Source organism: Rothia sp. P6271 (assembly GCF_048512995.1).
In the GTDB taxonomy this organism is placed as follows: Bacteria; Actinomycetota; Actinomycetes; order Actinomycetales; family Micrococcaceae; genus Rothia.
Genome location: NZ_JBLXXV010000002.1, coordinates 259,074 through 285,922 on the forward strand (window position 1 = coordinate 259,074; position 26,849 = coordinate 285,922).

General features: G+C 47.4%; 26 protein-coding genes. 13 read left to right on the plus strand and 13 right to left on the minus strand.

Going from position 1 to position 26,849, the window contains the following annotated elements; all coding sequences use genetic code 11:
* Positions 1 to 21: 21 nt before the first annotated feature.
* Positions 22 to 813: an ABC transporter ATP-binding protein gene (locus ACN08X_RS03540; RefSeq protein ID WP_419107903.1), complete on the minus strand. Its 792-nt coding sequence runs from the start codon at positions 811 to 813 to the stop codon at positions 22 to 24.
* 113 nt (positions 814 to 926) lie between these two features.
* Between ACN08X_RS03540 and serB the strand changes: the two genes are divergently transcribed.
* Entirely contained in the window at positions 927 to 1,859 is a 933-nt protein-coding gene (gene serB, locus ACN08X_RS03545; RefSeq protein WP_419107904.1) for a phosphoserine phosphatase SerB, read from the plus strand.
* Positions 1,860 to 1,919: 60 nt separating this feature from the next.
* Here serB and ACN08X_RS03550 read toward each other — a convergent pair whose 3' ends face one another.
* Both ACN08X_RS03550 and ACN08X_RS03555 read right to left on the minus strand, forming a co-directional pair.
* A complete protein-coding gene (locus ACN08X_RS03550) occupies positions 1,920 to 2,663 on the minus strand; it encodes an SDR family oxidoreductase (RefSeq protein ID WP_419107905.1) in 744 nt (247 codons plus the stop codon).
* A gap of 28 nt (positions 2,664 to 2,691) precedes the next feature.
* Entirely contained in the window at positions 2,692 to 3,408 is a 717-nt protein-coding gene (locus tag ACN08X_RS03555) for a beta-ketoacyl-ACP reductase (protein ID WP_419107906.1), read from the minus strand.
* A 244-nt stretch (positions 3,409 to 3,652) separates the two neighbouring features.
* On the opposite strand from ACN08X_RS03555, the gene ACN08X_RS03560 reads away from it, so the two are divergent.
* The 4 genes from ACN08X_RS03560 to ACN08X_RS03575 all read left to right on the plus strand — a co-directional run bounded on the left by ACN08X_RS03560 (position 3,653) and on the right by ACN08X_RS03575 (position 6,204).
* Positions 3,653 to 4,099 carry a DUF3099 domain-containing protein gene (locus ACN08X_RS03560; protein WP_419101748.1) on the plus strand — a complete coding sequence of 149 codons (447 nt, stop codon included), beginning with the start codon at positions 3,653 to 3,655 and terminating at the stop codon, positions 4,097 to 4,099.
* Positions 4,100 to 4,360: an acetone carboxylase gene (locus ACN08X_RS03565; RefSeq protein ID WP_419107907.1), complete on the plus strand. Its 261-nt coding sequence runs from the start codon at positions 4,100 to 4,102 to the stop codon at positions 4,358 to 4,360.
* A 102-nt stretch (positions 4,361 to 4,462) separates the two neighbouring features.
* Positions 4,463 to 5,431, plus strand: coding sequence for an SURF1 family protein (locus tag ACN08X_RS03570; RefSeq protein ID WP_419107908.1), 969 nt, complete (start codon positions 4,463 to 4,465; stop codon positions 5,429 to 5,431).
* Positions 5,432 to 5,508: 77 nt separating this feature from the next.
* Entirely contained in the window at positions 5,509 to 6,204 is a 696-nt protein-coding gene (locus ACN08X_RS03575) for a metal-dependent hydrolase (protein WP_419106058.1), read from the plus strand.
* Between the two features lie 7 nt (positions 6,205 to 6,211).
* Here the strand turns inward: ACN08X_RS03575 and ACN08X_RS03580 are convergent, their stop codons facing one another.
* From ACN08X_RS03580 to ACN08X_RS03605, 6 genes are all read right to left on the minus strand, one after another.
* A complete protein-coding gene (locus ACN08X_RS03580; protein ID WP_419107909.1) occupies positions 6,212 to 7,810 on the minus strand; it encodes an ABC-F family ATP-binding cassette domain-containing protein in 1,599 nt (532 codons plus the stop codon).
* Between the two features lie 198 nt (positions 7,811 to 8,008).
* On the minus strand, positions 8,009 to 8,341 hold the full coding sequence (locus tag ACN08X_RS03585) for a metal-sulfur cluster assembly factor (RefSeq protein WP_419101753.1): 333 nt from the start codon (positions 8,339 to 8,341) through the stop codon (positions 8,009 to 8,011).
* A 21-nt stretch (positions 8,342 to 8,362) separates the two neighbouring features.
* Positions 8,363 to 9,118 carry a Fe-S cluster assembly ATPase SufC gene (gene sufC / locus ACN08X_RS03590; protein ID WP_419107910.1) on the minus strand — a complete coding sequence of 252 codons (756 nt, stop codon included), beginning with the start codon at positions 9,116 to 9,118 and terminating at the stop codon, positions 8,363 to 8,365.
* Between the two features lie 34 nt (positions 9,119 to 9,152).
* Positions 9,153 to 10,385: a Fe-S cluster assembly protein SufD gene (sufD, locus tag ACN08X_RS03595; protein ID WP_419107911.1), complete on the minus strand. Its 1,233-nt coding sequence runs from the start codon at positions 10,383 to 10,385 to the stop codon at positions 9,153 to 9,155.
* A gap of 2 nt (positions 10,386 to 10,387) precedes the next feature.
* On the minus strand, positions 10,388 to 11,845 hold the full coding sequence (gene sufB / locus ACN08X_RS03600; protein ID WP_419101756.1) for a Fe-S cluster assembly protein SufB: 1,458 nt from the start codon (positions 11,843 to 11,845) through the stop codon (positions 10,388 to 10,390).
* A gap of 52 nt (positions 11,846 to 11,897) precedes the next feature.
* Entirely contained in the window at positions 11,898 to 12,659 is a 762-nt protein-coding gene (locus ACN08X_RS03605) for a helix-turn-helix transcriptional regulator (protein ID WP_419107912.1), read from the minus strand.
* A gap of 387 nt (positions 12,660 to 13,046) precedes the next feature.
* Between ACN08X_RS03605 and ACN08X_RS03610 the strand changes: the two genes are divergently transcribed.
* Genes ACN08X_RS03610 through ACN08X_RS03620 form a run of 3 tightly spaced genes read left to right on the plus strand, consistent with a single transcriptional unit; the run spans position 13,047 to position 15,952 of the window.
* Positions 13,047 to 14,072 (plus strand): ABC transporter ATP-binding protein, encoded by a 1,026-nt coding sequence (locus ACN08X_RS03610; protein ID WP_419106060.1) that lies wholly within the window; start codon positions 13,047 to 13,049, stop codon positions 14,070 to 14,072.
* Positions 14,069 to 14,836, plus strand: a complete 768-nt coding sequence (locus ACN08X_RS03615) for an ABC transporter permease (RefSeq protein ID WP_419101759.1) — start codon at positions 14,069 to 14,071, stop codon at positions 14,834 to 14,836. The genes ACN08X_RS03610 and ACN08X_RS03615 overlap by 4 nt, the downstream gene beginning before the upstream one ends.
* 39 nt (positions 14,837 to 14,875) lie before the next feature.
* Entirely contained in the window at positions 14,876 to 15,952 is a 1,077-nt protein-coding gene (locus tag ACN08X_RS03620) for a COX15/CtaA family protein (protein ID WP_419107913.1), read from the plus strand.
* A gap of 70 nt (positions 15,953 to 16,022) precedes the next feature.
* Here the strand turns inward: ACN08X_RS03620 and ACN08X_RS03625 are convergent, their stop codons facing one another.
* Positions 16,023 to 17,000, minus strand: a complete 978-nt coding sequence (locus ACN08X_RS03625; RefSeq protein ID WP_419106063.1) for a heme o synthase — start codon at positions 16,998 to 17,000, stop codon at positions 16,023 to 16,025.
* Between the two features lie 415 nt (positions 17,001 to 17,415).
* Here ACN08X_RS03625 and tkt point away from each other — a divergent pair, with 415 nt between their 5' ends.
* The 5 genes from tkt to pgl all read left to right on the plus strand — a co-directional run bounded on the left by tkt (position 17,416) and on the right by pgl (position 24,070).
* Positions 17,416 to 19,533 carry a transketolase gene (gene tkt, locus ACN08X_RS03630; RefSeq protein ID WP_419107914.1) on the plus strand — a complete coding sequence of 706 codons (2,118 nt, stop codon included), beginning with the start codon at positions 17,416 to 17,418 and terminating at the stop codon, positions 19,531 to 19,533.
* A gap of 35 nt (positions 19,534 to 19,568) precedes the next feature.
* Entirely contained in the window at positions 19,569 to 20,672 is a 1,104-nt protein-coding gene (gene tal, locus ACN08X_RS03635) for a transaldolase (protein ID WP_419101763.1), read from the plus strand.
* 116 nt (positions 20,673 to 20,788) lie between these two features.
* Complete coding sequence (gene zwf, locus ACN08X_RS03640; RefSeq protein WP_419101764.1) at positions 20,789 to 22,324, plus strand: glucose-6-phosphate dehydrogenase; 1,536 nt, start codon at positions 20,789 to 20,791, stop codon at positions 22,322 to 22,324.
* Positions 22,321 to 23,304: a glucose-6-phosphate dehydrogenase assembly protein OpcA gene (locus ACN08X_RS03645; protein ID WP_419107915.1), complete on the plus strand. Its 984-nt coding sequence runs from the start codon at positions 22,321 to 22,323 to the stop codon at positions 23,302 to 23,304. Before zwf ends, ACN08X_RS03645 begins: the two co-directional genes overlap by 4 nt.
* On the plus strand, positions 23,297 to 24,070 hold the full coding sequence (pgl, locus tag ACN08X_RS03650) for a 6-phosphogluconolactonase (RefSeq protein WP_419106067.1): 774 nt from the start codon (positions 23,297 to 23,299) through the stop codon (positions 24,068 to 24,070). Before ACN08X_RS03645 ends, pgl begins: the two co-directional genes overlap by 8 nt.
* A gap of 117 nt (positions 24,071 to 24,187) precedes the next feature.
* Here the strand turns inward: pgl and secG are convergent, their stop codons facing one another.
* The 3 genes from secG to ACN08X_RS03665 form a co-directional block, all read right to left on the minus strand.
* On the minus strand, positions 24,188 to 24,442 hold the full coding sequence (secG, locus tag ACN08X_RS03655; RefSeq protein ID WP_419101767.1) for a preprotein translocase subunit SecG: 255 nt from the start codon (positions 24,440 to 24,442) through the stop codon (positions 24,188 to 24,190).
* Between the two features lie 189 nt (positions 24,443 to 24,631).
* Positions 24,632 to 25,411 carry a triose-phosphate isomerase gene (gene tpiA, locus ACN08X_RS03660; protein WP_419101768.1) on the minus strand — a complete coding sequence of 260 codons (780 nt, stop codon included), beginning with the start codon at positions 25,409 to 25,411 and terminating at the stop codon, positions 24,632 to 24,634.
* A gap of 170 nt (positions 25,412 to 25,581) precedes the next feature.
* Positions 25,582 to 26,808: a phosphoglycerate kinase gene (locus ACN08X_RS03665; protein ID WP_419107935.1), complete on the minus strand. Its 1,227-nt coding sequence runs from the start codon at positions 26,806 to 26,808 to the stop codon at positions 25,582 to 25,584.
* Positions 26,809 to 26,849 lie beyond the last annotated feature (41 nt).

Here is a 26,849-nt window from a genome sequence, read left to right on the forward strand (position 1 = left end):
CACAACAGCTTAAACTTTGTGTTAAGAATTTTTTGCGAAAGCAGAATAACGCCCTTGAGCGTTAATAGTCAGTTCAAAATCCATACCATAAGTTTTTTTCAAGTTCTCTGCTGTAATGGTCTGAGCAATCTCACCAGAAGCGATGACTTCACCCTCTCGGAGTAAAAGAGCGTGAGTGAAGCCGACAGGGATTTCTTCAAGATGATGAGTTACTAAAATAGTCGCTGGAGCATACGGGTCTTGTGTTAGATGGTGTAGACGTTGCACTAAATCTTCACGTCCGGCTATATCCATGCCTGCGCCGGGCTCGTCCAAAAGAAGAAGTTCCGGGTCTGTCATCAATGCTCGAGCAATCAACGTACGCTTCTTTTCGCCTTCCGACAAGGTTCCAAAACGACGCTGTGCTAAATCCGCGATACCCCAGTCACGTAGCAATTCTTCTGCACGTGTGTTATCTAAAGTATCGTAGTCTTCGTTCCAACGCCCTGAGACCGCGTATGCTGCCGTCAAGACAACGTCAAGAACTTTCTCATCATCAGGAATGGTTGCGGCAAGCAAGGAAGAAGAAATACCAATACGTGGACGCAAGTCAAAGACATCTACAGCGCCTAAAATCTCATCAAGAATATCTACCATCCCGTTCGTTGGGTGCAAACGTGCACCAGCAATAGCAAGAAGAGTAGACTTTCCTGCGCCATTTGGGCCTAGGACAATCCATTTCTCACCTTCGTTGACCGTCCAGTTAACATGGTGCAAAAGATTCTTTTGCTGACGGACAACATCTACCTGTACAAAATCAAGAACTGCGCTCATATCTTTAACTCTAACGGTTCTCAACACTCTCTTTGGACATTCAACGAACAATACTTCTGTTATATGGCCATAGTTACGCTCTCTATCTCATCAGGCTGAGTACACTAACTCTTATGAGCATTGCCGTACGTATAACTTCCTTATGCACCGAACCAGAGTTCTTTTTGCAACAACACTCCCACCTCTCTCAGGTAGTTTCAGCCACACCTTCTTTATCGGTAAATTCCAACCAAACATCAGAGGTGTTCTCCCCCATTCACCATTCACAAGAAGCGTCCGGCCCCGGTTACCAGATGGTACAAGTATGCGCACACTATGAGGGTTCAATACAAGAACTACGAAAAGAACTTAACCAGCAGGTGAAGAATACTGCAACGTTAAGTGTTCATGTCGTCCAAGAAGAACTCTATACCTCCGCAAAAAAGCTCATAGTTTTAGACGTTGATTCAACACTCATCCGAGAAGAAGTGATTGACGAACTGGCACGGCACGCTGGTAAAGCAGAGCACGTACAGTACATCACCGAACGTGCCATGAACGGTCACCTTGTTTTTGAGGAATCGCTCAAAGAGAGGGTGAAAGCCCTTGCTGGAGTCTCCGTTGAAGCCATTGAACAGGTCACACACCAGTTAACGCTCTCCCCCGGAGTTTTGCGCCTTATTGATTCTCTCCACTCGAAAGGCCATAAGATTGCGGCTGTTTCTGGTGGTTTTATACAGATTCTTCGTCCTTTATCCCAACGTATTGGACTTGATAATGCTCAGGCTAATACGTTAGAGATTGTTCATGAAACGCTCACTGGAAAAGTCGTAGGTGAGGTGGTAACACCAGAAACCAAACGCTTATATCTTCAAAAGTGGGCGGCAGAAGAGAATGTTTCGTTATCGCATGTTGTTGCAATTGGGGATGGAGCCAATGACATTCTCATGTTAGAGGAAGCGGCTTTAGGAATTGCTTTTTGCGCGAAGCCTTCACTTCAGTTAGCATCTGATGTTCAGCTCAATTTCTTACGTTTAGATGCGGTGCAACATTTTATGGGTCTTTAAAATGAAGAGTCCCCTTCGATAAGAATTACTCTGTTCGAAAGAGACTCAACAATAAAAACTCTATTTGATAAAACCTTGTGCGCCACCGACTAATTCAATATGCCCACTGGGGACATCTTCTGTCACCATCCGCGCAATTTCCTGAGCAAACTCATGAACGGTATAGAGTTTTCCTGCCTCTTCGCGGCGTTGTTCTAGCGCCCCCGGATGCAGACGGTTTAATAGCGTCGCAGTAACAGTTCCTTCAATCATGTCAGCAGAGACAACAACTAAAGAGATTCCTTGTTTCTGCAGTGCTGGCACCTCTGCAAGAAGAACATCTTCTCCTGCACGTTTAGATTCAGCTACAGGCTGGTACTCTGCCATCGTAGGAACGTCACGAATAAAATGTGCTTGGTGGCTAGTCACAAAGACGATACGTGATCCTGGGTTCATATGTTCTGTGGCTAAACGGGCTAGACGTAGTTGCGAGTCACGGTTAAGAACCATAGCGTAGTCCTCTGGCATTCCACTTTCCATGCCGCCTGAGGCGTTAAGAATGAGGTAGTCAATAGGGCCGTATGCTGCGACTGCATCATGAATCAGTTTCTGCGCTTCAGCTTCTACCGTGATGTCTGCACCAATGGCGGTGGCTTCGCCACCTGCTTCGTGAATTGTGCGCACAACTTTTTGTGCCCTTGGAGCTTTAGAACGATAGTTAACAACGACTCTTGCTCCTTGATTGGCAAGGATTTCTGCGGTATCTGCTCCGACTCCTCTCGAAGATCCGGTAATAATAATGTGTTTTTGGTGTAGTTCTGTCATCGTCTTAGTACCTTTCGATAAAGCGTTGTTAGTGTCCCATGCCTAATCCGCCGTCTACGGGGATTACTGCACCGCTGATGTAGTGGGCTTGTTCGCTGGCAAGCCATGTTGCCACGTGTGCGATATCTTCTGGTTCAGCAAATTTTTTGGCAGGGATAGCGTCTCGATATTGTTGTTGAACTTTTTCGGGTAGAGCGGCAGTCATTTCAGTGTTAACAAAGCCTGGGGCGATGACGTTAGCAGTGATGTTGCGAGCGCCGAGTTCTCGGGTGATGGAGCGTGCCATTCCGATAAGGGCAGATTTTGAGGCTGCGTAGTTTGTTTGTCCGGCACTTCCGTAGAGTCCTACGACGGAGGAAATGAAGATAATACGTCCTCGTTTAAGTTTAAGCATTCCTTTGACGGCTCGTTGTGCTACGCGGAAAGCTCCGGTGAGGTTAGTGTCGATAACGTCGGTAAAATCTTCTTCGGTCATGCGCATGAGGAGAGTGTCGCGTGTGATACCGGCGTTAGCAATGAGTATTTCTACTGGCCCATAGGTTTTTTCGATGAGTTCGTAGGCGTCGTTGAGGGATTTGGTGTCTTTTACGTCAGCTTTGACGCTGAAGAATTCTTGTGGTGCTTCTCCACTGCGGTAGGTAATACAGACGTTGTGCCCTTGGACTTTGAACGCTTGTGCAATAGCGTATCCGATACCTCGGTTTCCACCGGTGACGAGGATAGTTTTGGGTGTTTGTTCGGTCATTATTTTTCTTTTCTGGTGGTTTGGTCGTAGTGTCTTGTGGGTAATACTACGCTTTTTGGGCTTTGGTTACTGGAGTTGTTTTTGCGGCTAAAAGCTTTTTTGAAGATATTGTGGGGTTTTGTGCAGAATTCTATTCTTAGTTGCACTTGCTAGTTTAAGTGTCATAAAAATTGTTGTGTTCTTCGGTTAAAGTTCTAGACTGGTGTGTGCATGATGCTCTCTGAGGTTGAGGGAAGGAGGTTCCGTGTCAAAGAAATATTGGACAGCAGAAGATATCGAACAATTAGGGTATGTCGGTTCATCTGAGCCTGAGGTGTATTCCATTACTCACGCTCCTAGTCCTCATTCAGAAAGTGTCGATTATCGGTGGCGTTTATACTCCATTAAGATGGCTTTGCGCGTGGTATGCATTATTGGTGCGGTACTTACTCACGGGTGGGTGTCTGTCGTATTCTTTATAGGTGCTGCTCTTTTGCCGTGGTTTGCTGTAGTAGTTGCTAATGGGCATCATCGTGGCGCTGGTGGTGATTTTTCGCCCTATCATGTTCCTAGTCAGGAGCCTTTAGCTCTTTGTACTGATATGGGTCAGGATTCGAGGAACCGTACCTCTGATGAGAATGACTCAGCTGAGGTGTGGGTTATTGATGGTGAGGTTATTCCTCCTTCGGATTCTCTAGGGCGTGATGTTTAAGTGGATATTTTAGGTGCGTTATCGGATACGGGACAGTTTCCGGAGGGGCCGGTAGAGGCTCCTTTATCGTATTGTTCTCGTCGTGGTTGCCAAGAAATAGCCCAGTGGAAATTACTGTGGAATAATCCTAAAGTTCATACTTCTGAACGGCGAAAAGTGTGGTTGGCGTGTTCTGAGCACCGCCAGTTCTTAGAAGATTTTCTAAGTTCGCGTTCCTTTTTAAAAGAGGTTCTGCCTTTTTCTGCAGAGGATGAGCTGTAGCGTACTGCGAGAGTTGTGCTTCAAGGTAGACTAGTGTGAGGTTCCCTTACGTAGTGGTGAAGCAAGCATAATCCTTCTTTTAGGTCTTGAAAGCATGAGGCAATGGTGTACAGGTTTTTATTCTCTGGTAAGTGGATTGCTGGTTTCATTTTTTGTATCTTATTTTCGTTGTTGTGCCTTTATCTTGCGCAATGGCAGATGAGCCGTAAAGAAGCTTTAGATTATAAAAATTCTCTGATTACAGATAACTATCATGCTGTTGCGTATCCTTTTGAGGAAGTACCTCATATCTTTGACGATTTTCAGATATCTGAACAGTGGCATCCGGTAAGTCTTCGTGGAGAGTATGTTTCAGACCAGACGCTTCTTGTGCGCAACCGACCTTTTGAAGGTCTCAACGGTTTTGAGGTGTTAGTTCCTTTTCGAGTATCTGATAGTTCGACGGTCGTGCTGGTGGATCGTGGTTGGATTCCTGCAGAACTTTTTGATACTGCAGCTGAAAATATTGAGGTTCCTCCGGCTCCAGCAGGTCACCTTTCCGTCGTTGTTAGAGTTCATCGTGGTGAGTTATCAACTGGTAAAGATTCTCCATCGGGGCAGATTCCGTCTATTAATTTAGCGGAGGCAGCCAAACGTACTGGGCTAGATATTGCTCAAGGCGCTTATGGAATCCTCGTATCGGAATCCCCTGCTCCCCCCGTTGCTCCGGAGAAACTTAAAGAACCAGAATTAGATGTTGGACCGAATCTTTCATATTCGGTGCAATGGTATGTTTTTGCGGCGATGAGTTATATTGCCTTTATTTGGTTAGCTCGTCAAAAAGTACGCAATGACGAAATTGATCGCCAAGTTGCTGCGGAGTTAGAGCAATATTATCGCCAGTTTTACGATGAACACGGAAATTATATTGGCGAAGAAGATGAAGAAGTTGTTCTTCGTAAAATGGAAATGGCAGATGATATGCCGGCCCATATGAAATCTATTGTTCGCCCAAGAATTCAGAAAAAGCGTGCTCGCCCCAGTGATGAGGAAGAAGAGGATGCTTTATTAGAAATGTATGATAACCCATAATTTCTACCCCATAATAGCGTTCTGACTAGAGAATATGTTAATCTTTTATCTTTGCTGTTGATGAGAGCGAGATAATTATGATGGGTTATACACATTCTCTAAGCGCTGCAGCCGTGTGGTTAGCGTTAGTCCATCATGGCGTTGTTCCTATCAGTGATCGTCCAACCATACTCGTGACGACATTAGCGTGTGCAGGGGCAGGAATGCTCCCAGATATTGACCATAAAAACGGGACTATTGCACATTCCATACCGCCTATATCTCGTTGGACATGTGCAGTTATACAACGTATAAGTGGTGGTCATCGTCAAGGCACTCATTCGTTAATCGGTGTGGGAATCTTTTGGGTTCTTGCACTGAGTTCTCCTCACTACCTGTGGTGGGGAGTTCCTTGGGTATCTATTATTCTGGTTGCGTATGCCGGTGGTCTAGCATTACGAACTTTTGGTGCACCAGGTGGTTGGATAGGTGCTGTTGCTGTTGCTTCTTTCGCCTATTATTCTTCACAGCCTATAGAGTTTTTCCCTCTAGTAATTGGTGTGGGTTCAAGCGTTCATATTCTGGGAGACGCGCTGACTCGACGTGGAGTTAACCTATTATGGCCGTTAACTGTCAAAGCTCCTATTTCATCCATTTTCTGGAAAAAATCTGGCAATATGGCGTTACCTATTCTTGGGGCGTCAGGGTCACGACGAGAGCAATTTCTCGCCGTGGCTCTGATGTTCTATGTGGTATGGGCGCTCATATCTTTAACCGGTTTTATCAAGTTTTAGTCGATGCTTATGCCAGACTAATGAGGTCTTCATACGCTTTGCTCCAGAGGTCCTCGACACCGTCTGGTAAAAGCAGTACACGTTCTGGTTTGAGAGCTTTTACCGCACCTTCGTCGTGTGAGACCATGACAATTGCACCCTCATATGTTTTTAGAGCTTTAAGAATCTCTGCACGAGATGCGGGGTCGAGGTTGTTTGTCGGCTCATCAAGTAGTAAAACATTTGCGGAGGAAGCAACCAAGGTAGCCAGAGATAGTCGAGTCTTTTCGCCACCAGAGAGTACGCCTGCGGGTTTGTCGACATCGTCTCCAGAGAATAAGAAGGATCCTAGGATAGTGCGAACCTTAGTATCGTCGAGATCTGGTGCGGCAGAACGCATGTTTTCAACTACGGACCGTTCTGGGTCAAGGATTTCATGTTCCTGAGCAAAATACCCGATTTTGGCGCCGTGACCATAATGCACTTCACCGGTATCAGCGGTAGTGACTTTAGCGAGCATACGAAGTAAGGTAGTTTTTCCGGCACCGTTGAGTCCGAGAATCACCACGCGAGAGCCACGGTCAATAGCTAGATCTACGTCCGTAAAAATCTCTAAAGAACCATATGATTTTGAGAGACTTTCTGCCGTAATGGGGGTTTTACCGCATCGTGCAGGTGAAGGGAAACGGATGGCGGCAACCCTATCAACAGCCCGTTCTTCTTCTACGCTACGCATTAGACGTTCGGCACGTTTCATCATTTGCTGAGCAGCCACTGCTTTAGTTGCTTTGGCGCGCATTTTCTGGGCTTGTTCCATCAAGGTTGAAGCTTTTTTCTGTGCGTTAGCTCGTTCACGTTTACGTCGCGCTTCGTCTTGTTCACGCTGTGTTAGGTAGTTTTTCCAGCTCATGTTGTAGACGTCAACTAGGCAACGGTTCGCGTCAAGGTATAGCACCTTGTTGACGACTAATTCCATCAGCTCCACATCGTGGCTGATAATGAGCAGCCCGCCTTGGAAGTTTTTAAGAAATTCTCGAAGCCACATCACAGAGTCAGCGTCAAGGTGGTTGGTTGGCTCGTCAAGAAGCATTGTATCTGCGTCAGAGAATAGGATGCGTGCTAATTCGACACGTCGACGTTGACCGCCAGAAAGTGTCGACAGTGGCTGGTTGAGAATACGTTCAGGTAAATCAAGGTTATTGGTAATTGATGCAGCTTCTGATTCGGCAGCGTATCCCCCACCGGCGATGAACTCTGCTTCAAGTCGGTCATACCGGCGCATTCCGCGAGCACAGATGGCAGGGTCTTCGCTGGCCATTTCTTCTTGGGCTTGACGCATTTTACGTGATATTCCGTCTAGCCCGCGAGCAGAGAAAATACGATCTTTTGCCAGTTGAGACATGTCCTCAATTGCTGGATCTTGAGGAAGGTACCCGATTTTTCCTTGGCCTTTTATCTCGCCGCCGGCTGGCAATGTTGCCCCTGCAAGAACTTTGGTCATGGTGGTTTTTCCAGCGCCGTTACGTCCCACTAAGCCGATTTTATCGCCCTTATCAATACGGAAGTTTACATCTTCCATGAGCAGACGAGCTCCGGCTCTTAGCTCGAGGTCAGAAACAGTAATCAAGGAAAAACCTTTCACCTAAAGTAAACGTATTTATTTAGTCTAGTACGACTTATCAAGAACACCTCGTCTTCTACGCGTTCTTTGATAATAGAGCTGTAGAACACCCTGTTAAAGAACAGATTGCCTTGGTGCAAGAATAACTTTTCATTCTTACACCAAGGCAATCACATATGGGTTTCTAATCTATACATGAAGTCATTAGATATTAAACCCTAAAGCGCGCATCATATCGCGTCCGTCTTCGGTAATACGTTCAGGGCCCCACGGTGGCATCCATACCCAGTTCACATGCCAAGCGTCAAGGATAAGCTCCAGGTTTTGTTTAACCTGTTCTTCGATGACGTCTTGTAGCGGGCATGCGGCTGTTGTGAGTGTCATATCAAGAACAAGGATGCCTTCGTCATTCCAACGCATACCGTAGAGTAGGCCGAGGTCGACGATGTTGACTCCAAGTTCTGGGTCAATCACGTTTTTGAGGACTTCTTCAAGTTCCTCTTGTGAGGGACGACCAGCTGCGGTTGTCTCGTCCATGGGGTAGGTCCCTTTCGTTCGTTACTTACCGAGGTAGGAAACGTAGCCTTCTTCTTCTAGACGGTCTGCAAGTTCGGGTCCGCCTTGATCTACCATGTGTCCGTCAACAAAAACGTGAACGAATTCAGGCTTGATGTAACGAAGGATACGAGTGTAGTGAGTAATGAGCATAACACCCATATCGTTATCTTGGTGTGCACGGTTGACACCTTCAGAAACAATCTTCAACGCGTCAACGTCAAGACCTGAGTCGGTTTCGTCAAGAACAGCAAATTTTGGTTTGAGCAGTTCAAGCTGAAGAATCTCGTGGCGTTTCTTCTCGCCGCCAGAGAAACCTTCATTGACATTACGAGAAATGAAGTCTGCATCAATTTTGAGCTTGCTCATCGCTTCTTTGACGTCTTTTGTCCAGGTGCGTAGAGCTGGTGCTTGTCCGTCAACAGCGGTCTTTGCAGAACGCAAGAAGTTGGACATTGTTACACCGGGAATTTCGACGGGGTACTGCATAGCAAGGAAAAGACCTGCGCGAGCACGCTCGTCAACAGACATTTCTGTGACGTCTTCACCGTCGAGGAGAATCTCACCGGAATCTACACGGTATTTAGGGTGTCCGGCGATAGTTGCTGCCAAAGTAGATTTGCCAGAACCATTGGGGCCCATAATAGCGTGGATTTCACCGGAGTTAATGGTGAGGTTAACGCCTTTGAGAATCTGCTTAGAGTTTTCATCGTCAAGGATGACAGAAACGTAGAGTTCCTTAATTTCGAGAGTAGACATTGTTCTCCTAAAAACTTTTGTACCGTCGTAACCGTTAGTTATTGCTGATTGCAAGTTCTGCTTCAAGAGCTTGCATGAGTTGTTCTTCCAACTCAGGGATACGTACTTGCTGAATGATTTCGTTCAAGAATCCACGCACGACAAGGCGACGAGCTTCGTCTGCGGGGATACCGCGAGCTTGTAGGTACCAGAGGTGCTGCTCATCGAGCTGACCTGTAGTTGATGCGTGTCCGGCACCTTCGATAAGACCAGTCTCAATTTCTAGGTTTGGCACAGAGTCTGCACGAGGTCCGTCTTCAAGAAGAAGGTTACGGTTGAGCTCGTAGGTGTCGGTTCCTTCAGCTTCTTTACCGATTAAGACGTCGCCAACCCATACGGAGTGGGCGTTACGTCCCTGAAGCGCACCCTTATAGGTCACACGGGATTTACAGCGAGGAACACTGTGATCGACAAAGAGTCGTGATTCAAGGTGCTGACCGGCATCGACAAAGTACAGTCCGTACATCTCAGTTTCGGCACCGGGCGCACTGAATTTCGTTGAGGGGGTGACACGAACGAGGTCTCCACCGAGTGAAATGCTCACGTGTTTGAATCGGCTGTCACGTCCGAGGGAAGCGTATTGTGCTGATGCGTGAACTGCGTCGTCATCCCATTCTTGAAGGGAGATAACGGTCAAGGTGGAGGAATCGCCGACGACGAACTCAATGTTCTGGCTCAACACTGCAGAACCGGTATGACGTAGTACAACAACAGCCCGAGAGAAAGGCTTCGTCTCGATAAGTAGATGTTGTGCAGTAGGTTCGCTGTGTTCGCCGTGAATTTCTACGTTGATGCGCTGGTCTAGCTCAGTTTCTTGAGGAATAGTGAGCACAGTTGCTTCTGCAAAGTGTGACCACGCGTTCGCTGCAACACGATCTTCGGGGATACCGGCAGAACCGATACGAGAGTCTTCTCGTGAGACAGTCTCAACCAGTACGGCGTCTGGAGCGTCGATAGATGTTGATACCGGTGTTCCAGTCAGTGCGTCGGTGTGTAAACCTTTGAGACGTTTGAGAGGGGTAAAACGCCAGTCTTCTTCACGTCCTGTGAGCGCAGGGAAGTCTTCTACTCGATATGAGGTTTTACGACCTGCACGTGAAGAGTCCACGCTTTGAGTTTCAACACGTAGGGTGTCGTCATGTGCGTGTTCAGTCGCTAGTTTTTCTCCTTCATCGTCCATTCCGGGGATTGCAGGAGAGTTATGGGTGATGGTTTCTTTAGCTGTCATCGTTAGCCCACAGATCCTTCCATTTGAAGTTCAATAAGGCGATTGAGTTCAAGAGCGTATTCCATAGGAAGCTCACGAGCAATAGGTTCTACGAATCCGCGAACAATCATGGCCATTGCTTCTTCTTCGCTTAGTCCTCGCTGCATGAGGTAGAACAATTGTTCTTCGGAAACACGAGAAACGGTTGCTTCGTGTCCCATGGTGACGTCATCTTCTCGTACATCCACGTAGGGGTAGGTGTCCGAACGAGAGATTGTGTCGACAAGCAGCGCGTCACAGACAACGTTTGATTTGGAGTGTGATGCGCCTTCACGAACCTGCACTAAGCCACGGTATGCGGAGCGTCCGCCATTACGTGCGATGGATTTAGAGATAATAGAGGAAGAGGTGTTTGGGGCGATGTGCACCATCTTGGATCCAGTATCTTGATGTTGTCCTTCACCAGCAAATGCGATGGACAGTGTCTCGCCTTTAGCGTGTTCACCAACCATGTATACGGCGGGGTATTTTTGGGTGACTTTAGAGCCAATGTTACCGTCGACCCATTCCATGGTGGCACCTTCATGGCAGATGGTGCGTTTGGTAACGAGGTTGTATACGTTATTGGACCAGTTTTGAATGGTTGTGTAGCGTACACGTGCGTTCTTTTTAACCACGATTTCTACAACAGCTGAGTGCAAGGAATCAGACTTGTAGATAGGTGCGGTGCAGCCTTCAATGTAGTGAACGTAAGATCCTTCATCAGCAATGATGAGGGTACGTTCGAACTGTCCCATATTTTCAGTATTGATTCTGAAGTATGCCTGGAGAGGGATTTCGACGTGGACTCCAGGAGGAACATAGACGAAAGACCCGCCAGACCATACTGCGGTGTTCAGTGCAGCAAATTTGTTGTCGCCGGTGGGGATAACGGTGCCAAAGTATTCGCGGAAGATGTCTTCGTGTTCGCGTAGTGCAGTGTCGGTGTCGACGAAGATGACCCCTTGTTTTTCGAGGTCTTCACGAATTTGGTGGTAGACCACCTCAGATTCGTACTGGGCTGCGACACCTGCAACGAGGCGTTCACGTTCTGCTTCGGGGATACCGAGCTTTTCGTAGGTGTTGCGAATATCTTCGGGGAGGTCTTCCCAGCTTTCTGCTTGACGTTCGGTAGAACGCACGAAGTATTTGATGTTGTCGAAGTCAATTTCTGATAGGTCTGCACCCCATGTGGGCATGGGTTTACGTTCGAAGAATTTGAGTGCCTTAAGACGCATTTTGAGCATCCATTCGGGTTCGTTCTTCTTTGCAGAGATGTCGCGTACAACATCTTCGTCGAGGCCACGTTTAGCAGTTGCACCAGCTACGTCGGAATCTTTCCAACCGTACTCGTAGGTACCGATACCTTCGAGTTCAGGGTTGGCCTCGAGAATCTCTGAAATGACGGTGTTGTTGACGTTACGTTCAACTTGTTCAGTCATCATGGCCTTTCTTGTAGGAAATCTATCAGTTGTGTGATGGTCGAAAGAATGTTTATTTCTTTGCCTGTATTTCGCTGTTTTCACTCATGTCACGTGCTAGAGGTACGTGTGTGGTGCACACGTGTGCTCCTGCTGCCATGGTGGATAGACGGCGGACGTCTACTCCCAGTAAGTCAGCAATAATTTTGGTTTCTTGGTCGCAGAAGATTTGGAAGTCTTCTGCGAGGTCTCGCACTGGGCAGTGTCCTTGGCAGAGTTGAATACTTGCCAGTAGGTGGCGAGGCAGTGTCCTGCCGCGTGGGGGTTCCATCACCTGTGCGGTTGCGACGAAGCCGTCGCGGGTCATTGCTTCGGCAAGGGCTTGCGCACGGTTTGCGATGTTCTCCCCTGCCGCTTCAACGATGGGACGGTATTTTTGTTCCATCTCTGAAGCTCTTGCTGAGGCGAATGCGCGTAGTGCGTCTTCTCCAACTTGTTGTTGCAACATTTTGAGTGCTTCTCGAGCGATGTCGAGATAGTCGTTGCCAAGCTGGGTGTGCCCTTGGGGTGCAATAACGTATCGTCTGGCAGGGCGTCCTGCGCCGGCTCCGTATTGTTTGAGAGGCGCTACGACAATGAGTTCTTCTGCTTCGAGTGCGTCGAGGTGACGACGCACCGCTGCAGGAGTGAGATTGAGTTCCTCGCCGAGACTAGCAGCAGAAACTGGACCGTGATTAAGTACGCCACGCAAAACTCTGTCTCGAGTTTTTTCTTCTGTCTCTGCATTGCGCGTACCAGGTACCTTCTTTTTGGAAGTTTGATTCGCTGAATACACAACTAAAGTATGTCCTAATTATGAGTAGTTCTCTAGTAAGGTTTACCTATCTTCAGATTAGAGGAGCGTCACACTTAGGTGTAGATGGGAACTTTTGACACTGCTTGACACCCTCAAGCAATGAGGCTACCACCTTTTTACAAGGGTCAATAAAGGCAATAAAATGTGCTTTGACTAGCTAATTTGTAAATTATACGCTGTTTTAAAAATCTTTTTTGAGAATAATTTTTACTACCGTGCACAACAAGAAAAATATTTTTTAGAGTAGTGTCGCAAACTTATGAAAGGGAAATAGACAGGTATTTCCAAGGTTTTTACAGGCATCATTAAGGAGTTTTCGGTTATCGATTACCTAAAAACTCTAGTGTGAGCACGTAGAATGATACGGTGCCACAAGATAGAGACAAGAGTTCACGGGACAGTAGGGAGAAACCCTCCTCACTGAGAATTTCTCGGTTAGTCAAAGAATATAAGCCCTCAAAGAGTTACCGCAAAAAACACCCTCATCATCTAACGCATCGAGGGACAGTTCGAGCAGTAGATGGAATCTGCCTTGAAGCTCTTGCCGGAGAAGTAACCGTTTTACTTGGTGCTAATGGCGCAGGAAAAACTACTACCTTAGAATGTGCGCAGGGGCTTCAAAAACCCGAAAGCGGAGAAATTCATCTTCTAGGACATAACCCGTGGGGTGCTTCTGCAGAGCTTCGGGCGCGAGTTGGCATCATGTTACAAGATGGCGGATTACCTCAATCTTTGCGCCCTATTCCGTTGCTTGAACACATCGCGACAATGTATCAGCAGACGTATCCTCTTGATGAACTCATTCAGAGGCTAGGCATTGACACTTTTAACGGCACCAGCATTAGACGGCTTTCAGGCGGCGAGCGCCAACGGGTTGCTTTTGCGGCAGCTCTTATTGGGAAACCTGAGATTCTCTTTCTCGATGAGCCTTCGGCAGGTCTTGATCCACATTCTCGTCAGGTAGTTTTTGATTTAATTACCGAGCAGAAAAAGCGGGGTACTGCTATTGTTTTGACAACTCATCTGCTGGATGATGCTCAGAGGCTCGCCGATTATGTTTATATTATTGGTGCCGGACGGAACGTATTAGAAGGAACTGTTCCTGAACTTGTTGAGCAGTCAGCAACAGATGTTAAAACGCTTCACTTTTCGCTCTCTGATGAATCGTTGAGCATGATGCAACTCCTACCGACCTTATCGAAAGGTTTAACGTTAAGTACCGCGCATCCTGGTTCTTATACTCTAACCGGTGAGATTACTCCCCCCGTTTTAGCTGAGTTGACGGCTACTTTAGCGGCCCGTAACATTCTTCCACAACGTATGGAACTTTCTTCACGAACCCTCGAAGATGTCTTTCTTGATATCGCAGGAAAGGAAACGTCCTCATCATGATTTCGACACCGCGTTCAGCTTCTTTGAGTACACGCTTACGTGCACAGGGGCGATATGAGCTTGTTGCCATGTTGAAAAATGGTGAACAGCTGATGCTCAACATTGCGTTTCCGATGATGGCTCTTTATGTGATGAGCTGGACAAGTTTCTTAGATTCTTTTGCTCAAAAACTACAAAGCACTCGCATTGACATTGCGGTTCCAGGCGTTCTTGCCTTGTGTGTTATTTCTACTGCGTTATCGGGACAGGGTATCGCTACAGGTTTTGACCGCCGTTATGGTGTTTTGCGTTTTTTGTCGACGACTCCTCTCGGTAAAACTGGTCTTATTGTTGGGAAAGTCTGTGCTGTCTTAGGAGTGTTATGCCTTCAGTACATTCTTGTTGTGTTGGTGGCGTTGACGCTTGGTTGGTCTCCTCAGTGGGGTGCCGTAGTGGCTTCTCTTCCCACATTATTATTAGGTGCAGCGTCTTTTACGTCTTTGGGGTTGCTCATTGCGGGGACGGTGCGTGCTGAAGCAACGTTGGCCATCGTTAATATGGCGTGGGCTGTTCTTGCAGCGGTCGGTGGCACTTTATTACCTACACATCATTTACCGAGTGTTTTGGGAAGGTTGGTGGATATTCTCCCTTCCGGCGCTCTAGGTAATGCTCTACGAGCCGAATTTTTAGCTCATGAGTTTGCTCTGATTCCTCATCTTGTACTTCTTATGTGGACGGCACTTTGTATCGGTTTAGCTACAAAGTTTTTCCGCTGGTCCGCATAAATACATCACACCCTGCAATCCCCTTTGAAGGTGGTTTATTTGTCTTCGTTAACAGAACGTATTCATGAGCTAAAAGAACGTGTTGCTTCTGTGTGCCTGCCGCGTACACCAAATCTTTATGTTCTGAGGATGGCCTATGCTGTGGTTATCGCTAATATCGTTTTAATTGTCTCCGGTGGTGTCGTGCGACTGACCGGTTCGGGGTTGGGATGTGATACCTGGCCTAAATGTACGTCTTCTGGTTCGTGGACAACGACACCAGAGATGGGTATTCATGGTCTTGTAGAGTTTGGCAATAGAATGCTGACCTTTGTCTTAATTATTGTTACGGGATTGACGTTTCTCTCAATTCTTCGAATTGCTATGCCTGAAGCATCCTCGCTGTCTCAATGGTGGAAGAAACTTTTTACGGGTTTATCTCACTCACGACACCAGTATTCGGACCTTTTTAATCTTTCTCTCTTGTTGCTTTGGGGAATCCCTATTCAAGCTGTTGTGGGAGGCTTGTCTGTTCTGCTTAAACTCAATCCATGGATGGTTACAGTGCATTACATGCTTTCTGCCATCATGATTGCTTTGGGTGCATGTTATCTCAACCGTGTACGTCGATATTTTGCTTCAGGCGTTATTGAAAGTGAGGGAGTTCTCGATAGTTCCCTTCCTCAGGGTGCAGTTTTTCTCAAGTATTTGGGTTGGACTAGTTTGGTGCTGGTATGTTTCCTTATTTTTATGGGCACGGTAACAACTGGCACCGGACCTCATGCCGGTGATCCTAGCGCACACCGACATGCGTTTAATCCGTGGGTTGTAACTCGTATGCATTCTTTCTCAGTGTGGACCTATCTTATGGTTATTCTTAGTTCCCTCTATTTGGCACGAAAATATCAGTGGTCTCAGGCTCTACGCCGTAGCTGGTATTGGGTTCTAGCTGTTGTCGTCTATCAGGGGGTTGTTGGGTACATACAGTTCTTTAATGGTCTTCCTGTATGGCTGGTAGAGATGCACCTATTAGGCTCTGCCTTATTTACGTGGGCAGCTATTACTGCTGCAGAACGTCAGCTTGTTATGGCTTCTCAGCCGTCACGAAGATTAGCTCAACAGCGTCGTATTGTGTAAAGATAGATGGATGCATAAAGGAGGGGTGCCCCAGATGTTCTGGGGTACCCCTCCTTTGTTATGTGGTGTTTTATAAGGTAATCAGTGCGTGCCCGACGAATGGGTCAATCGCCACGGCAATAAAGAGTACGGTGAGATAGGTGATGGAGCCGTGAAATACGGTCATTGCGGTTCTGCTTGTTGCTTTTCCAGCAATAGCTAAAGCGTGCAGACGGTGGCAGTGGTAGAGGAACCATGCACCGCTGGCAATAGCCGTGAGAGTATAAACCCATCCTGCCCCACCCAGTGGCACTAGGAGCAAGGAGCAGATAACCATGGCCCAAGAATATAGGACGACTTGCACAGAGACACTTTTAGCCGGTGCGATAGCTCCGAGCATGGGGATTCCTGCTCGTTGGTAGTCTTCGGCGTATTTCATAGATAGTGGCCAGTAGTGTGGGGGTGTCCAGAGGAAGATGACGGTGAAAAGGACTACTGCTGCCCAGCTGATGGTGTTTTCGACGGCAGCCCATGCAATAAATACGGGCATACATCCGGCCAGTCCTCCCCAAACGATGTTTTGGGTGGTACGACGTTTAAGGTAAAGCGAGTAGAACACAACGTAAAGGAGGATAGCGATGAGCCCTAGCATACTGGCAAAAGGATTAACTAATACCCATAGGTAGATGATAGAGATGATCGCTAAGGCCCATGCGAAGATGAGTGCTTCTTTATCGCTGACCTCTCCGGTGACGAGTGGGCGACGTTCTGTTCTTTTCATGAGACGGTCTGCATCTCGGTCGATATAACAGTTGAAGGCGCCAGAGGCGCCAGCTGCCATAGCTCCACCGACCATGGTGTTGATGATGAGCCAGAATGGGGGCATACCGCCCGCTGCAAACATCATGGTTGGAGCGGTTGTCACTAGCAGAAGTTCAATGACCTGAGGCTTTGTCAGGTGAATATAGGCGATGAGCTTACGCATAAGGCTCACTTTGTGCGATCCTTTGGGCGTGTCTGATGCTGTTGCGTGAGCTTCAGTGACGCGATGTGTATTTAGACCCTTCACTAACGTTGGGCTCCCTACCAGAATCGTTGTATGTGTGTAGTTAGTGTTCCCGTTGTTTATTTCATATGGTGAAATATTCTCGGGTGAGATTAAGTCCTCACTCTTGAACTCTTTTCGGTGGTGTCGCCTCTACTTTGGGGATACATACAACCGATTTTGAGCACGTTAAAGGAGCGGACTGTCAAACTAATGCTATACCTTTTAGAAGAATAATCATAATAAAGCACGCGATATATCAAGGAACAGAACCGACATCACGAGAAGTCTTAGAAAGTCCTTCTTCCTGCCGTATTTTCAATTATCCTTAGAACTAACTTAATGTGCAGTTGTGCAGCTAAACATCCTGAACTATTTGTACTAATGTCGTTCCTGTAACCGCTGTATCTCATCACTATCTCTATGAAAGGGAGACAACGTGCCACATCTTGATCAGAAACTCAATTGGACGGAGAAGGATCAACGAGCTGTTGATACTGCCCGAATCTTAGCAGCGGATGCTGTTGAGAAGGTAGGTTCGGGGCACCCCGGTACTGCAATGAGCTTAGCTCCCGTGGCATATTTGCTGTATCAGAAGGTGATGCGCCATGATCCTCGTGACGATCGTTGGGCAGGGCGTGACCGCTTCATTCTCTCCCCCGGTCACAGCTCACTTACCGCTTATATTCAGCTGTACCTGAGTGGTTATGGTCTTGAGATGGAAGATCTTAAAGCGCTTCGCACTTGGGGCGCACTCACTCCCGGTCACCCCGAGTATGGTCATACTCGCGGTATCGAGATTACAACAGGCCCATTGGGACAGGGCTTAGCTTCAGCTGTAGGTTTCGCGTATGCTCAACGACGGATGCGCGGGCTATTTGACCCTGAAGCTCCTGCTGGTCAGTCACCTTTTGACCACACCATTTATACGATTGCTTCTGAGGGAGATATTCAAGAGGGTGTGACCGCTGAGGCATCTGCTCTTGCTGGGCATCAGGAGCTTGGAAATCTGATTGTTATTTTTGATCGTAACCACATTTCCATTGAAAACGACACCGATGTTGCTTTCACTGAAGATGTTCTCAAGCGTTACGAATCCTACGGCTGGGATACTGCACATGTTGATTGGACAAGTAGCGGTAACTATGTTGAAGACCTTGAAGCGCTGTATGCTGCGATTGCACGAGCTAAAGAAGTTACAGATAAGCCTAGTATTATTGAGCTGCGCACTATTATTGGTTGGCCTGCACCCAATAAGCAGAATACCGGCGGTATTCACGGTTCTAAGCTCGGTGCTGACGAGGTTGCTGCAACAAAGGAAATTCTTGGTTTTGACCCTGAAAAATCATTCTATATTGATGATGAGATTCTTGAGCATACCCGCAGTGTTCAGCAACGTGCAGAACAGTCTCGACAGCAGTGGGACACTCTCTTTGAAAAGTGGCAGCAGGAGCACCCTGAAGAAGCTAAACTTTATGCGCGTCTAAATGCCGGTGAGCTTCCAGAAAACTATGAGCAGGCTTTCCCTACCTTTGAAGCTGGCTCAAGCATTGCAACACGTGCTGCTTCTGGAAAAGTTATTAATGCTATTGCTGATACGTTCCCTGAGCTTTGGGGCGGTTCATCAGATCTTGCTGGTTCTAATAACACCACTATTGACGGCGCGTCATCTTTCAATCCTGTTTCTCATAGCACTGATAGTTGGAATGCCAGCCCATATGGTCGAGTCTTGCACTTTGGTATCCGTGAACATGCTGCAGCAGCTATCTGTAACGGCATAGCGCTCTCTTCGCCTACTCGCCCGTTCAATGGCACGTTCTTTGTGTTCTCTGACTATCAACGTCCGGCAGTTCGTCTTGCGGCATTGATGGGCGTACCTAATATTTTTGTGTGGACTCATGATTCCATTGGTTTGGGAGAAGATGGTCCAACGCACCAACCGGTAGAACACCTTTCAGCTTTGCGAGCAATTCCTCAATTGGATGTTGTGCGCCCTGCAGACGGTAATGAGACGTCAGTTGCGTGGCGTAAAGTTCTTGAAATTCAAGATCGTCCGGTGGGGTTGGTCCTTTCACGACAGAATCTTGTGAATATCGCACGAGAAGACCTTCATCCTGAAGCTGAGGGTGAAAAATTTGCTTCGGCAGAAGGTACTGCACGTGGCGGTTATGTTCTTGCCGAGACAGAAGGCACTGCTGATGTTCTGCTTATTGCGACTGGTTCAGAAGTAGAAATTGCACTTAGCGCACGTTCTTTGTTGAAGGAACAGGGAGTAGCTGCACGCGTTATCTCCATGCCTTCTCGTGAATGGTTTGCTCAACAGCCTGAAGAATATCGCCATAGCGTTATCCCTCCAGAAATTAAAGCTCGAGTTACGGTTGAAGCAGGATCTGCGATGAGCTGGTACGACATCCTTGGCGATGCCGGCCGCGCTGTCTCTCTAGAACATTTTGGAGCTTCAGCTGGTGCAGACGTTCTCTACCGTGAATTCGGTATTACCCCAGAAGCTGTTGTACAAGCAGCTCAAGAATCTATTGCTGCCGCAGCAACCCGATAAACTTTGACACTCTCTATCACCGTTAGGATGTACTGATGACGACCCCAACCCAAAAACTCACCGATGCTGGTGTATCTATTTGGCTCGATGACCTCTCCCGTGAGCGCATCACCTCTGGGAACCTTGAAGAACTTATCTCTTCTCGCAATGTTGCAGGTGTAACTACCAACCCCACCATCTTCGCTGGCGCACTTGCCCACGGAGAGTCTTATTCTGAGCAGGTTAAAGAACTTGCAGAAGAAGGCGTAGACGTTGAAGAAGCTGTTTTTACTATTACAACAGATGATGTCCGAGCAGCCTGCGACATTTTTGCTCCTGTCTATGAATCATCTCAAGGACGCGACGGTCGCGTCTCTATCGAGGTAGACCCGCGTCTAGCTCGTCAGTCAGCTGAAACTGCAGCTATGGCAAAGGCCTTAGCTTCTCGTGTTGATCGCGAAAACGTGATGATTAAGATTCCAGCTACAGAAGAAGGTCTTGAGCCAATCGCTCAAACTCTAGCTGAAGGCATTTCTGTTAACGTGACGCTTATTTTCTCGTTATCCCGTTATCGCGCAGTAATCAATGCATATATGCTTGGTTTAGAGCAAGCATTAGAAAATGGTAAAGATCTGTCAAAGATTCATTCTGTAGCTTCGTTCTTTATCTCTCGTGTAGATTCTGAGATTGATGCTCGCCTTGAGGCTATCGGCACAGACGAGGCTAAAGCTCTCAAAGGTAAAGCTGGTTTGGCAAACGCTCGTTTGGCCTATCAGGTTTTTGAAGAAGCATTCTCTTCACAGCGTTGGGAACGTCTCGCCGCAGCTGGTGCGAATATTCAGCGTCCGCTATGGGCTTCCACCGGAACTAAGGATCCAGCGCTTCCTGATACTTTGTATGTTACGGGTCTTGTTGCACCTCAATGTGTTAATACTGTCCCCGAAAAAACTCTTGAAGCGACTTATGACCATGGTGTTGTTACGGGAGATACCATTACCTCTACCTACGATGAGTCCGATAAAATCCTTAACGCTATCGAGTCTCTAGGTATTTCGTATCAAGAGGTCGTTACGCTTTTGGAAGACGAAGGACTTAAGAAGTTCGATATTTCGTGGGAAGAGCTTCTCGAAACTATTCGTCAAGCACTAGCTTCAGCATAATCTTCTAGCGTTAGGCGTCATCACCCTACTGGCGCGAACTCGCTCTTGGCGGCAGCTTCCCCTACGATGGAGAGGTTGCCGCCAATACACAACAATCTTTCTAAGGAATATGTACTGTGCCTAACGGTCACGAAACTAACCCGTTGAGGGACTCTCGCGATAAAAGACTGAGTCGCGTTGCCGGCCCGAGTTCTCTGGTCTTTTTTGGAGTTACCGGCGATCTTGCTCGTAAAAAGCTACTGCCCGCGGTTTATGACTTAGTCAATCGTGGTTTGCTTCCTCCTAATTTTGGTCTTGTCGGTTTTGGGCGTCGCGAGTGGTCAGATGATGATTTCCGTCATCAAGTGCGCGAATCAGTCGAAGCACATTCTAGAACTCCTTTTAGGGAGGATGTATGGAACCAGTTCTCTTCTGGTATCCGCTTTGTTCAAGGTGCTTTTGACGATGACCACGCGTTTGAGCAGCTCAAACAGACTCTCGACGAACTGAAGGAGAGCCGTGGAACTCAAGGGAACCACGCATTCTACCTGTCAATACCGCCCAAAGCTTTTGAGCAGGTCCTTCAGATGCTTGCAAAGCACGGGTTAGCACAGCAACAAGAAGGCTCACGTGAGTGGCGTCGTGTTGTTATTGAGAAGCCCTTTGGGCACGATTTAGAGTCTGCACGAGAGCTTAACTCTATTGTTGAGTCGGTGTTCCCTCAGGATTCGGTATTCCGTATCGACCATTATCTTGGCAAAGAAACAGTACAGAATATCTTGGCAATGCGTTTTGCTAATCAGATGTTTGAGCCACTTTGGAACGCTAACTATATCGACCATGTACAGATTACGATGGCAGAGCCTATCGGTATTGGTTCGCGGGCAGGCTATTATGATGGTGTCGGCGCAGCTCGAGACGTCATTCAAAATCATCTTTTACAGCTATTAGCTTTGACAGCCATGGAAGAGCCCATTAGTTTTAACGCTCATCATCTACGCGCAGAAAAAGAAAAAGTTCTTGATGCGGTGACTCTTCCAGAGAACCTTGCAGAGGCTTTTGCTATTGGGCAATATGCCGGTGGTTATCAAGGTGGAGAAGAAGCAAATGGTTTCTTTGACGAAAAAGATATTCCGGCGGATTCTCGAACAGAAACTTTTGCTGCAATCAAGCTCAATATTAATACTCGACGTTGGGCGGGCGTGCCGTTCTATCTACGGACAGGCAAGCGTCTTGGGCGACGTGTAACGGAGATTGCGTTAATACTTAAAAAGTCACCTAATCTACTATTTAACAATAGTGATGATGCTGGGCAGAACGCTATCGTGATTCGAGTCCAACCCGATGAAGGTATCACTATTAGGTTCTCTTCTAAAGTTCCTGGAACTCAGATGGAGATTCGAGACGTGAACATGGACTTTGGGTATAGCCATTCTTTCACAGAAGAATCTCCTGAAGCCTATGAGCGTCTTATCCTCGACGTTCTGTTGGGTGAACCGCCTTTGTTCCCCCGCCATGAAGAAGTTGAGCTGTCATGGAAAATTCTTGATCCTTTTGAACAGTATTGGCAAGAACACCAGGTTAAGCCGGAGCCTTATGCTCCCGGTTCTTGGGGGCCTGAATCTGCTCACTTACTATTAGCTCGCGATCATCGTGTTTGGAGACGCCCATGATTTCTCATCTTGAACAGACAGATACTGCTCGTATTGAAAAAGAAATCTCGCGTCTTCGCGAAGAGACTGGTAATACCACATCGGGTCGAGTTCTTACCCTCGTCATTTTGGCTGATCCTGGGCATTCTTCTGCCGCGTTAGAAGCTGCTCAGCGAGCATCTCATGAGCATCCTTGTCGTATCATCATGCATATTAGTGAAGACGCAGACGCTAAGAACCGGTTAGATGCAAAGATTGAGGTTGGTGGAGAAGCTGGAGCTTCTGACCTCATTGTGTTGAGAGGTTGGGGGCAAGCTGCTCACGCAACAGAATCTCTCATCTCGGGGTTGCTCCTACCAGATTCTCCTATTGTTGTGTGGTGGCCACATTCTGTTCCTGATCATCCAGCACGACATTCTATCGGTCGGATAGCTCAGCGCCGTATCACCGACTCTGCCCGTGAGGCAGATCCGATGATTACGTTGGAAAAACTTTCTGAAAGTTACTCTGCTGGTGATACTGATCTTGCATGGAGCAGACTCACCTTATGGAGAATACAATTAGCGGCTATTCTAGATCAGGTGCCACTTCAAAAGGTTACACGAGTTGTGGTTTATGGTTCTGCTCAATCGCCTTCTGTTGTTTTGCTTGGTGCGTGGCTTGGTCATCGGCTCGATGCGCAGGTCCATTTGGCAACTACTAAATTAGAACGTGGTTTGTATCGAGTTGTTTTAGAACGTGAAGATGGTTCGATTGTGATAGATCGTCCTGAAACAAATATTGCTACAGTGTCCTCTCCCGGTACTCCTCATCAGCAGATTGCTCTTCCAGTGCGGACCCTTGCTGAGTGTTTAGCGGAGGAACTTCGACGTCTTGACCCCGATGAAGTCTATGGTGAAGTCTTACAAGAGGCTCTCCACCAAGGTAATATTTTGGTTGAGCTGAGCAGCGATGAAGATAAACCTGAAGGCGTAGAATGGACGGAGCCTTTCGATGCTTAAAAAGCCGGAAATTATTTCTTATACAACGCCAGAAGAACTTGCACAAAATGCGGCTCAGCATTTTTTTGAGGTAATACAAGAGTCTTTACGTGCACGCAACCGTGCTGATGTGTGTCTCACCGGTGGCAGTATGGGCACTAAATTGTTAGAGACTCTCCCCCACTATATTCAGTTTTTGGAGGACTTTTCGTGGGAGAACGTGCATTTTTGGTGGTCTGATGAACGTTTCCTTCCGACGGGGCATGACGACCGTAACGAAAAGCAGGCATATGATGCCTTCTTTTCACAGGTTTCTGTTCCTTCTGGCAATATTCATCGTATGGGTGCTAGTGATGTTTTTGATAGCCCAGAAGAAGCCGCAAAGGCATATGTTCGTGAGTTAGCAGAACATTCTTCAGCTCATCAGAGAACTCCTCTTTTTGATGTTCTACTTTTGGGAATGGGACCAGATGGGCATATTGCTTCGTTGTTCCCTGAGCGGGATGAAGTGTTCGATACCGAGAATATTGCTGTTGCTATCCATCAGTCTCCTAAACCTCCAAGTACTCGAGTTTCGTTGACGCTACCTGTTATTTGTTATGCTCGTCGGATATGGTTCTTAATCTCTGGCGAAGATAAGGTTCAGGCGGCTTCTCGACTCGTAGAGACGCGAGATTTACCGTATGAGAAAATTACGGCTCAAATGCTTCGCCAGACGCCTGCTCGTGGGGCGAGGGCATTAGAACGAACGACTATTCTCATCACAGATTCTGCTCACCAGAAATAGTGGTACGGTATTGCGAAGATGTCCTATAGAATTTTAAAGAAGTAAAAAAGAGTTGGGGTTCTCACTGCTATTAGTGAGAACCCCAACTCTTTAATGTTGTTATATAAAAACTTTTCTTTAGACCATTGCGCTTTCGAAACGAAGCACCAAACCGTAGCTGACAATAGCAAATACCCAGATGAGAATAACCGTAATGGTTAGTCGCACGAGGTTCTTTGAGGCAGATCCTGATGAGTTCAGGGAGGTAGTCATGCCACCCCCGAACATATCTGAAAGGCCGCCGCCCTTGCTACGGTTCAGGAGCACCAACAAGATTGTTAGTACGCTCGCAATAGCGATAATCACCATCAACGTGATTTTGAGAGTCTCCACGAGAGCCTTTCGTCCGCAATTGTGTATTAAGCCCGATAAGGGCACAAGAAAACTATACGCTAATTTTTGCTCCGATGGCTAATGAGTTCTTCTATATTCTGAACTTCTTCGCCATCTATAGGTACTTAAACTTCTGGTGATATTGATGTTCTGTATATACCACCAGAAGTTTAAGCCCCTTGAGATTATTTAGCGTGCGTCGAAATGTGCAATCTGAGCGAACTCAACAGCATCGAGAGAAGCGCCACCGACAAGAACGCCGTCAACATCGTTTTCTGCCAAAATTTCTGGTGCAGAAGTCGCTTTAACAGATCCGCCGTAGAGTACACGAACTTTTTCAGCGACGTCAGCGTTGTAGAGTTTCTCCATTTCGGCTCGGATTGCTGCAGACATTTCTTGAGCGTCAGCAGAAGTTGCTACTTTTCCGGTGCCAATTGCCCATACTGGTTCGTATGCAATCACAAGTGTTTCAGCTTGTTCTGCGGTGAGTCCTTCGATGGAGCCGCGAAGCTGTTCTAGAGTGAATTCGACGTGGTTTCCAGCTTCACGAGTTTCTAGCCCTTCACCAACACACAAGACGGGAGTGAGTTCGTGACGGTATGCAGCTTGTACTTTTGCTGCGCAGATAGCATCGCTTTCGGCGTGGATGGTACGACGTTCTGAGTGTCCGACGAGAACATAGCGGGCACCGAGTTTTGAGAGGAATGCTCCGGAGATATCTCCGGTGTATGCGCCAGAGTCTTTATCGGATAGGTCTTGTGCCCCGTATCGTACCTGAAGTTTGTCCCCATCTACGAGGGTCTGCACGGAGCGAATATCGGTAAAGGGCGGGAACACAACAACTTCGGTGTTGTCGTAGTTGAAGTTTGCGTCGTCAAGAGTCCACGCAAGCTTCTGCATCAAAGTCACACCTTGGGTGTGGTCCATGTTCATTTTCCAGTTACCGGCAATAAAAGGTTTGCGGGTCATAGTATTGAGTCCTTTTCTCCGCTAATGCGGCGATGTTAAAGTACGTCTAGATGTGAGCCACCGAGTTAGTTTACGGTTTTGAAGAGCTTACGTCTCTAAGCATATCTACTGGTGCTGTTATACGACAATGGCGGGTCACCCCAAAGGTAACCCGCCATCTCTAGATATTTTTAGGCACCTAGTGCGTCTAATCCGGGAAGAGTCTTACCTTCAATATATTCGAGGGAAGCTCCGCCACCGGTGGAGATGTGTCCAAACTGTGCATCGTCAAAACCGAGGTTACGAACAGCTGAAGCTGAGTCGCCACCACCGATGATAGAGAATGCTTCTGAGGAAACGAGTGCTTGCGCAACGCTCTTAGTTCCTTCAGAGAATGCTGGAATTTCGAAGACACCAACTGGGCCGTTCCAGAATACGGTTTTAGCGCCCTTAATCTTTTCAGCAAAGATTTCACGAGTTTTAGGACCGATATCTAGGCCTTCTGCTTCAGCTCCGAGTTTTCCGCCTTCGAGGTCTTCGATGGGGCGGATCTCGGTGTTTGCTTCGTTGGAGAAGTCATCAGACCAAACGATGTCGCTTGCGATGATGATTTCGGTTCCTTTTTCAGGAGCTTCTTTCAAGTATCGCTGAACGTTCTCGATTTGGTCTTCTTCGAGGATGGACTTACCTACTTTGTAACCTTGTGCAGCTGCAAAGGTGTAGCCCATACCGCCGCCGATGAGTAGGGTGTCTGCTTTACCGATGAGGTTGTCGATGACAGCAAGCTTATCGGAAACTTTGGATCCACCCATGACCACGACGAAAGGACGCTCTGGATTGTTGAGGGTCTTTGCTAGAACGTCAACTTCTTTTTTGACGAGGTCGCCAAGGTAGGAAGGAAGACGTTTTGCAACATCGTAGACAGATGCATGTTTACGGTGAACGGCACCGAAGGCGTCGTCAACGTATGCTCCGTTTTCGCCAGTGAGCGCTACGAGCTCGTCAGCGAATGCGCCACGTTCAGTATCGTCTTTTGAGGTTTCACGTGCGTCGTAACGAACGTTCTCTACAACGAGTACTTCACCGTCCTTCAAAGCAGCAGCTTTAGATTGAGCGTCTTCGCCAACAACGTCAGTTGCAACAACAACGTTGAAGTCTGCAAGTTCTGCAAGGCGTGCAGCTGCCGGCGCGATGGAGTATTGTGGATCCACTTTGCCTTTGGGGCGGCCGAGGTGAGCAGTGACGATAACACGTGCTCCGGCATCTGCTAGTTTTTTCAAAACTGGCAATGATGCTTTAACACGTCCGTCGTCCGTAACGGTGGTGCCTTTAAGTGGCACGTTCAAGTCTGAGCGAACGAGAACGTGACGGCCCGATACACCTTCAGCGATGAGTTCATCGAGAGCGTGTGCCATGATGTTCTTCTCCAATACAGTTGGTTGAGACAAAGTACCTAAAA

Bases quoted from the DNA above. Each gene is read 5' to 3' on its own strand.
- ACN08X_RS03540 (WP_419107903.1), bottom strand. From the start codon at position 813: ATGAGCGCAGTTCTTGATTTTGTACAGGTAGATGTTGTCCGTCAGCAA.
- serB (WP_419107904.1), top strand. From the start codon at position 927: ATGAGCATTGCCGTACGTATAACTTCCTTATGCACCGAACCAGAGTTC.
- ACN08X_RS03550 (WP_419107905.1), bottom strand. From the start codon at position 2,663: ATGACAGAACTACACCAAAAACACATTATTATTACCGGATCTTCGAGA.
- ACN08X_RS03555 (WP_419107906.1), bottom strand. From the start codon at position 3,408: ATGACCGAACAAACACCCAAAACTATCCTCGTCACCGGTGGAAACCGA.
- ACN08X_RS03570 (WP_419107908.1), top strand. From the start codon at position 4,463: ATGGTGTACAGGTTTTTATTCTCTGGTAAGTGGATTGCTGGTTTCATT.
- ACN08X_RS03575 (WP_419106058.1), top strand. From the start codon at position 5,509: ATGATGGGTTATACACATTCTCTAAGCGCTGCAGCCGTGTGGTTAGCG.
- ACN08X_RS03585 (WP_419101753.1), bottom strand. From the start codon at position 8,341: ATGGACGAGACAACCGCAGCTGGTCGTCCCTCACAAGAGGAACTTGAA.
- sufC (WP_419107910.1), bottom strand. From the start codon at position 9,118: ATGTCTACTCTCGAAATTAAGGAACTCTACGTTTCTGTCATCCTTGAC.
- sufD (WP_419107911.1), bottom strand. From the start codon at position 10,385: ATGACAGCTAAAGAAACCATCACCCATAACTCTCCTGCAATCCCCGGA.
- sufB (WP_419101756.1), bottom strand. From the start codon at position 11,845: ATGACTGAACAAGTTGAACGTAACGTCAACAACACCGTCATTTCAGAG.
- ACN08X_RS03615 (WP_419101759.1), top strand. From the start codon at position 14,069: ATGATTTCGACACCGCGTTCAGCTTCTTTGAGTACACGCTTACGTGCA.
- tal (WP_419101763.1), top strand. From the start codon at position 19,569: ATGACGACCCCAACCCAAAAACTCACCGATGCTGGTGTATCTATTTGG.
- ACN08X_RS03645 (WP_419107915.1), top strand. From the start codon at position 22,321: ATGATTTCTCATCTTGAACAGACAGATACTGCTCGTATTGAAAAAGAA.
- pgl (WP_419106067.1), top strand. From the start codon at position 23,297: ATGCTTAAAAAGCCGGAAATTATTTCTTATACAACGCCAGAAGAACTT.
- tpiA (WP_419101768.1), bottom strand. From the start codon at position 25,411: ATGACCCGCAAACCTTTTATTGCCGGTAACTGGAAAATGAACATGGAC.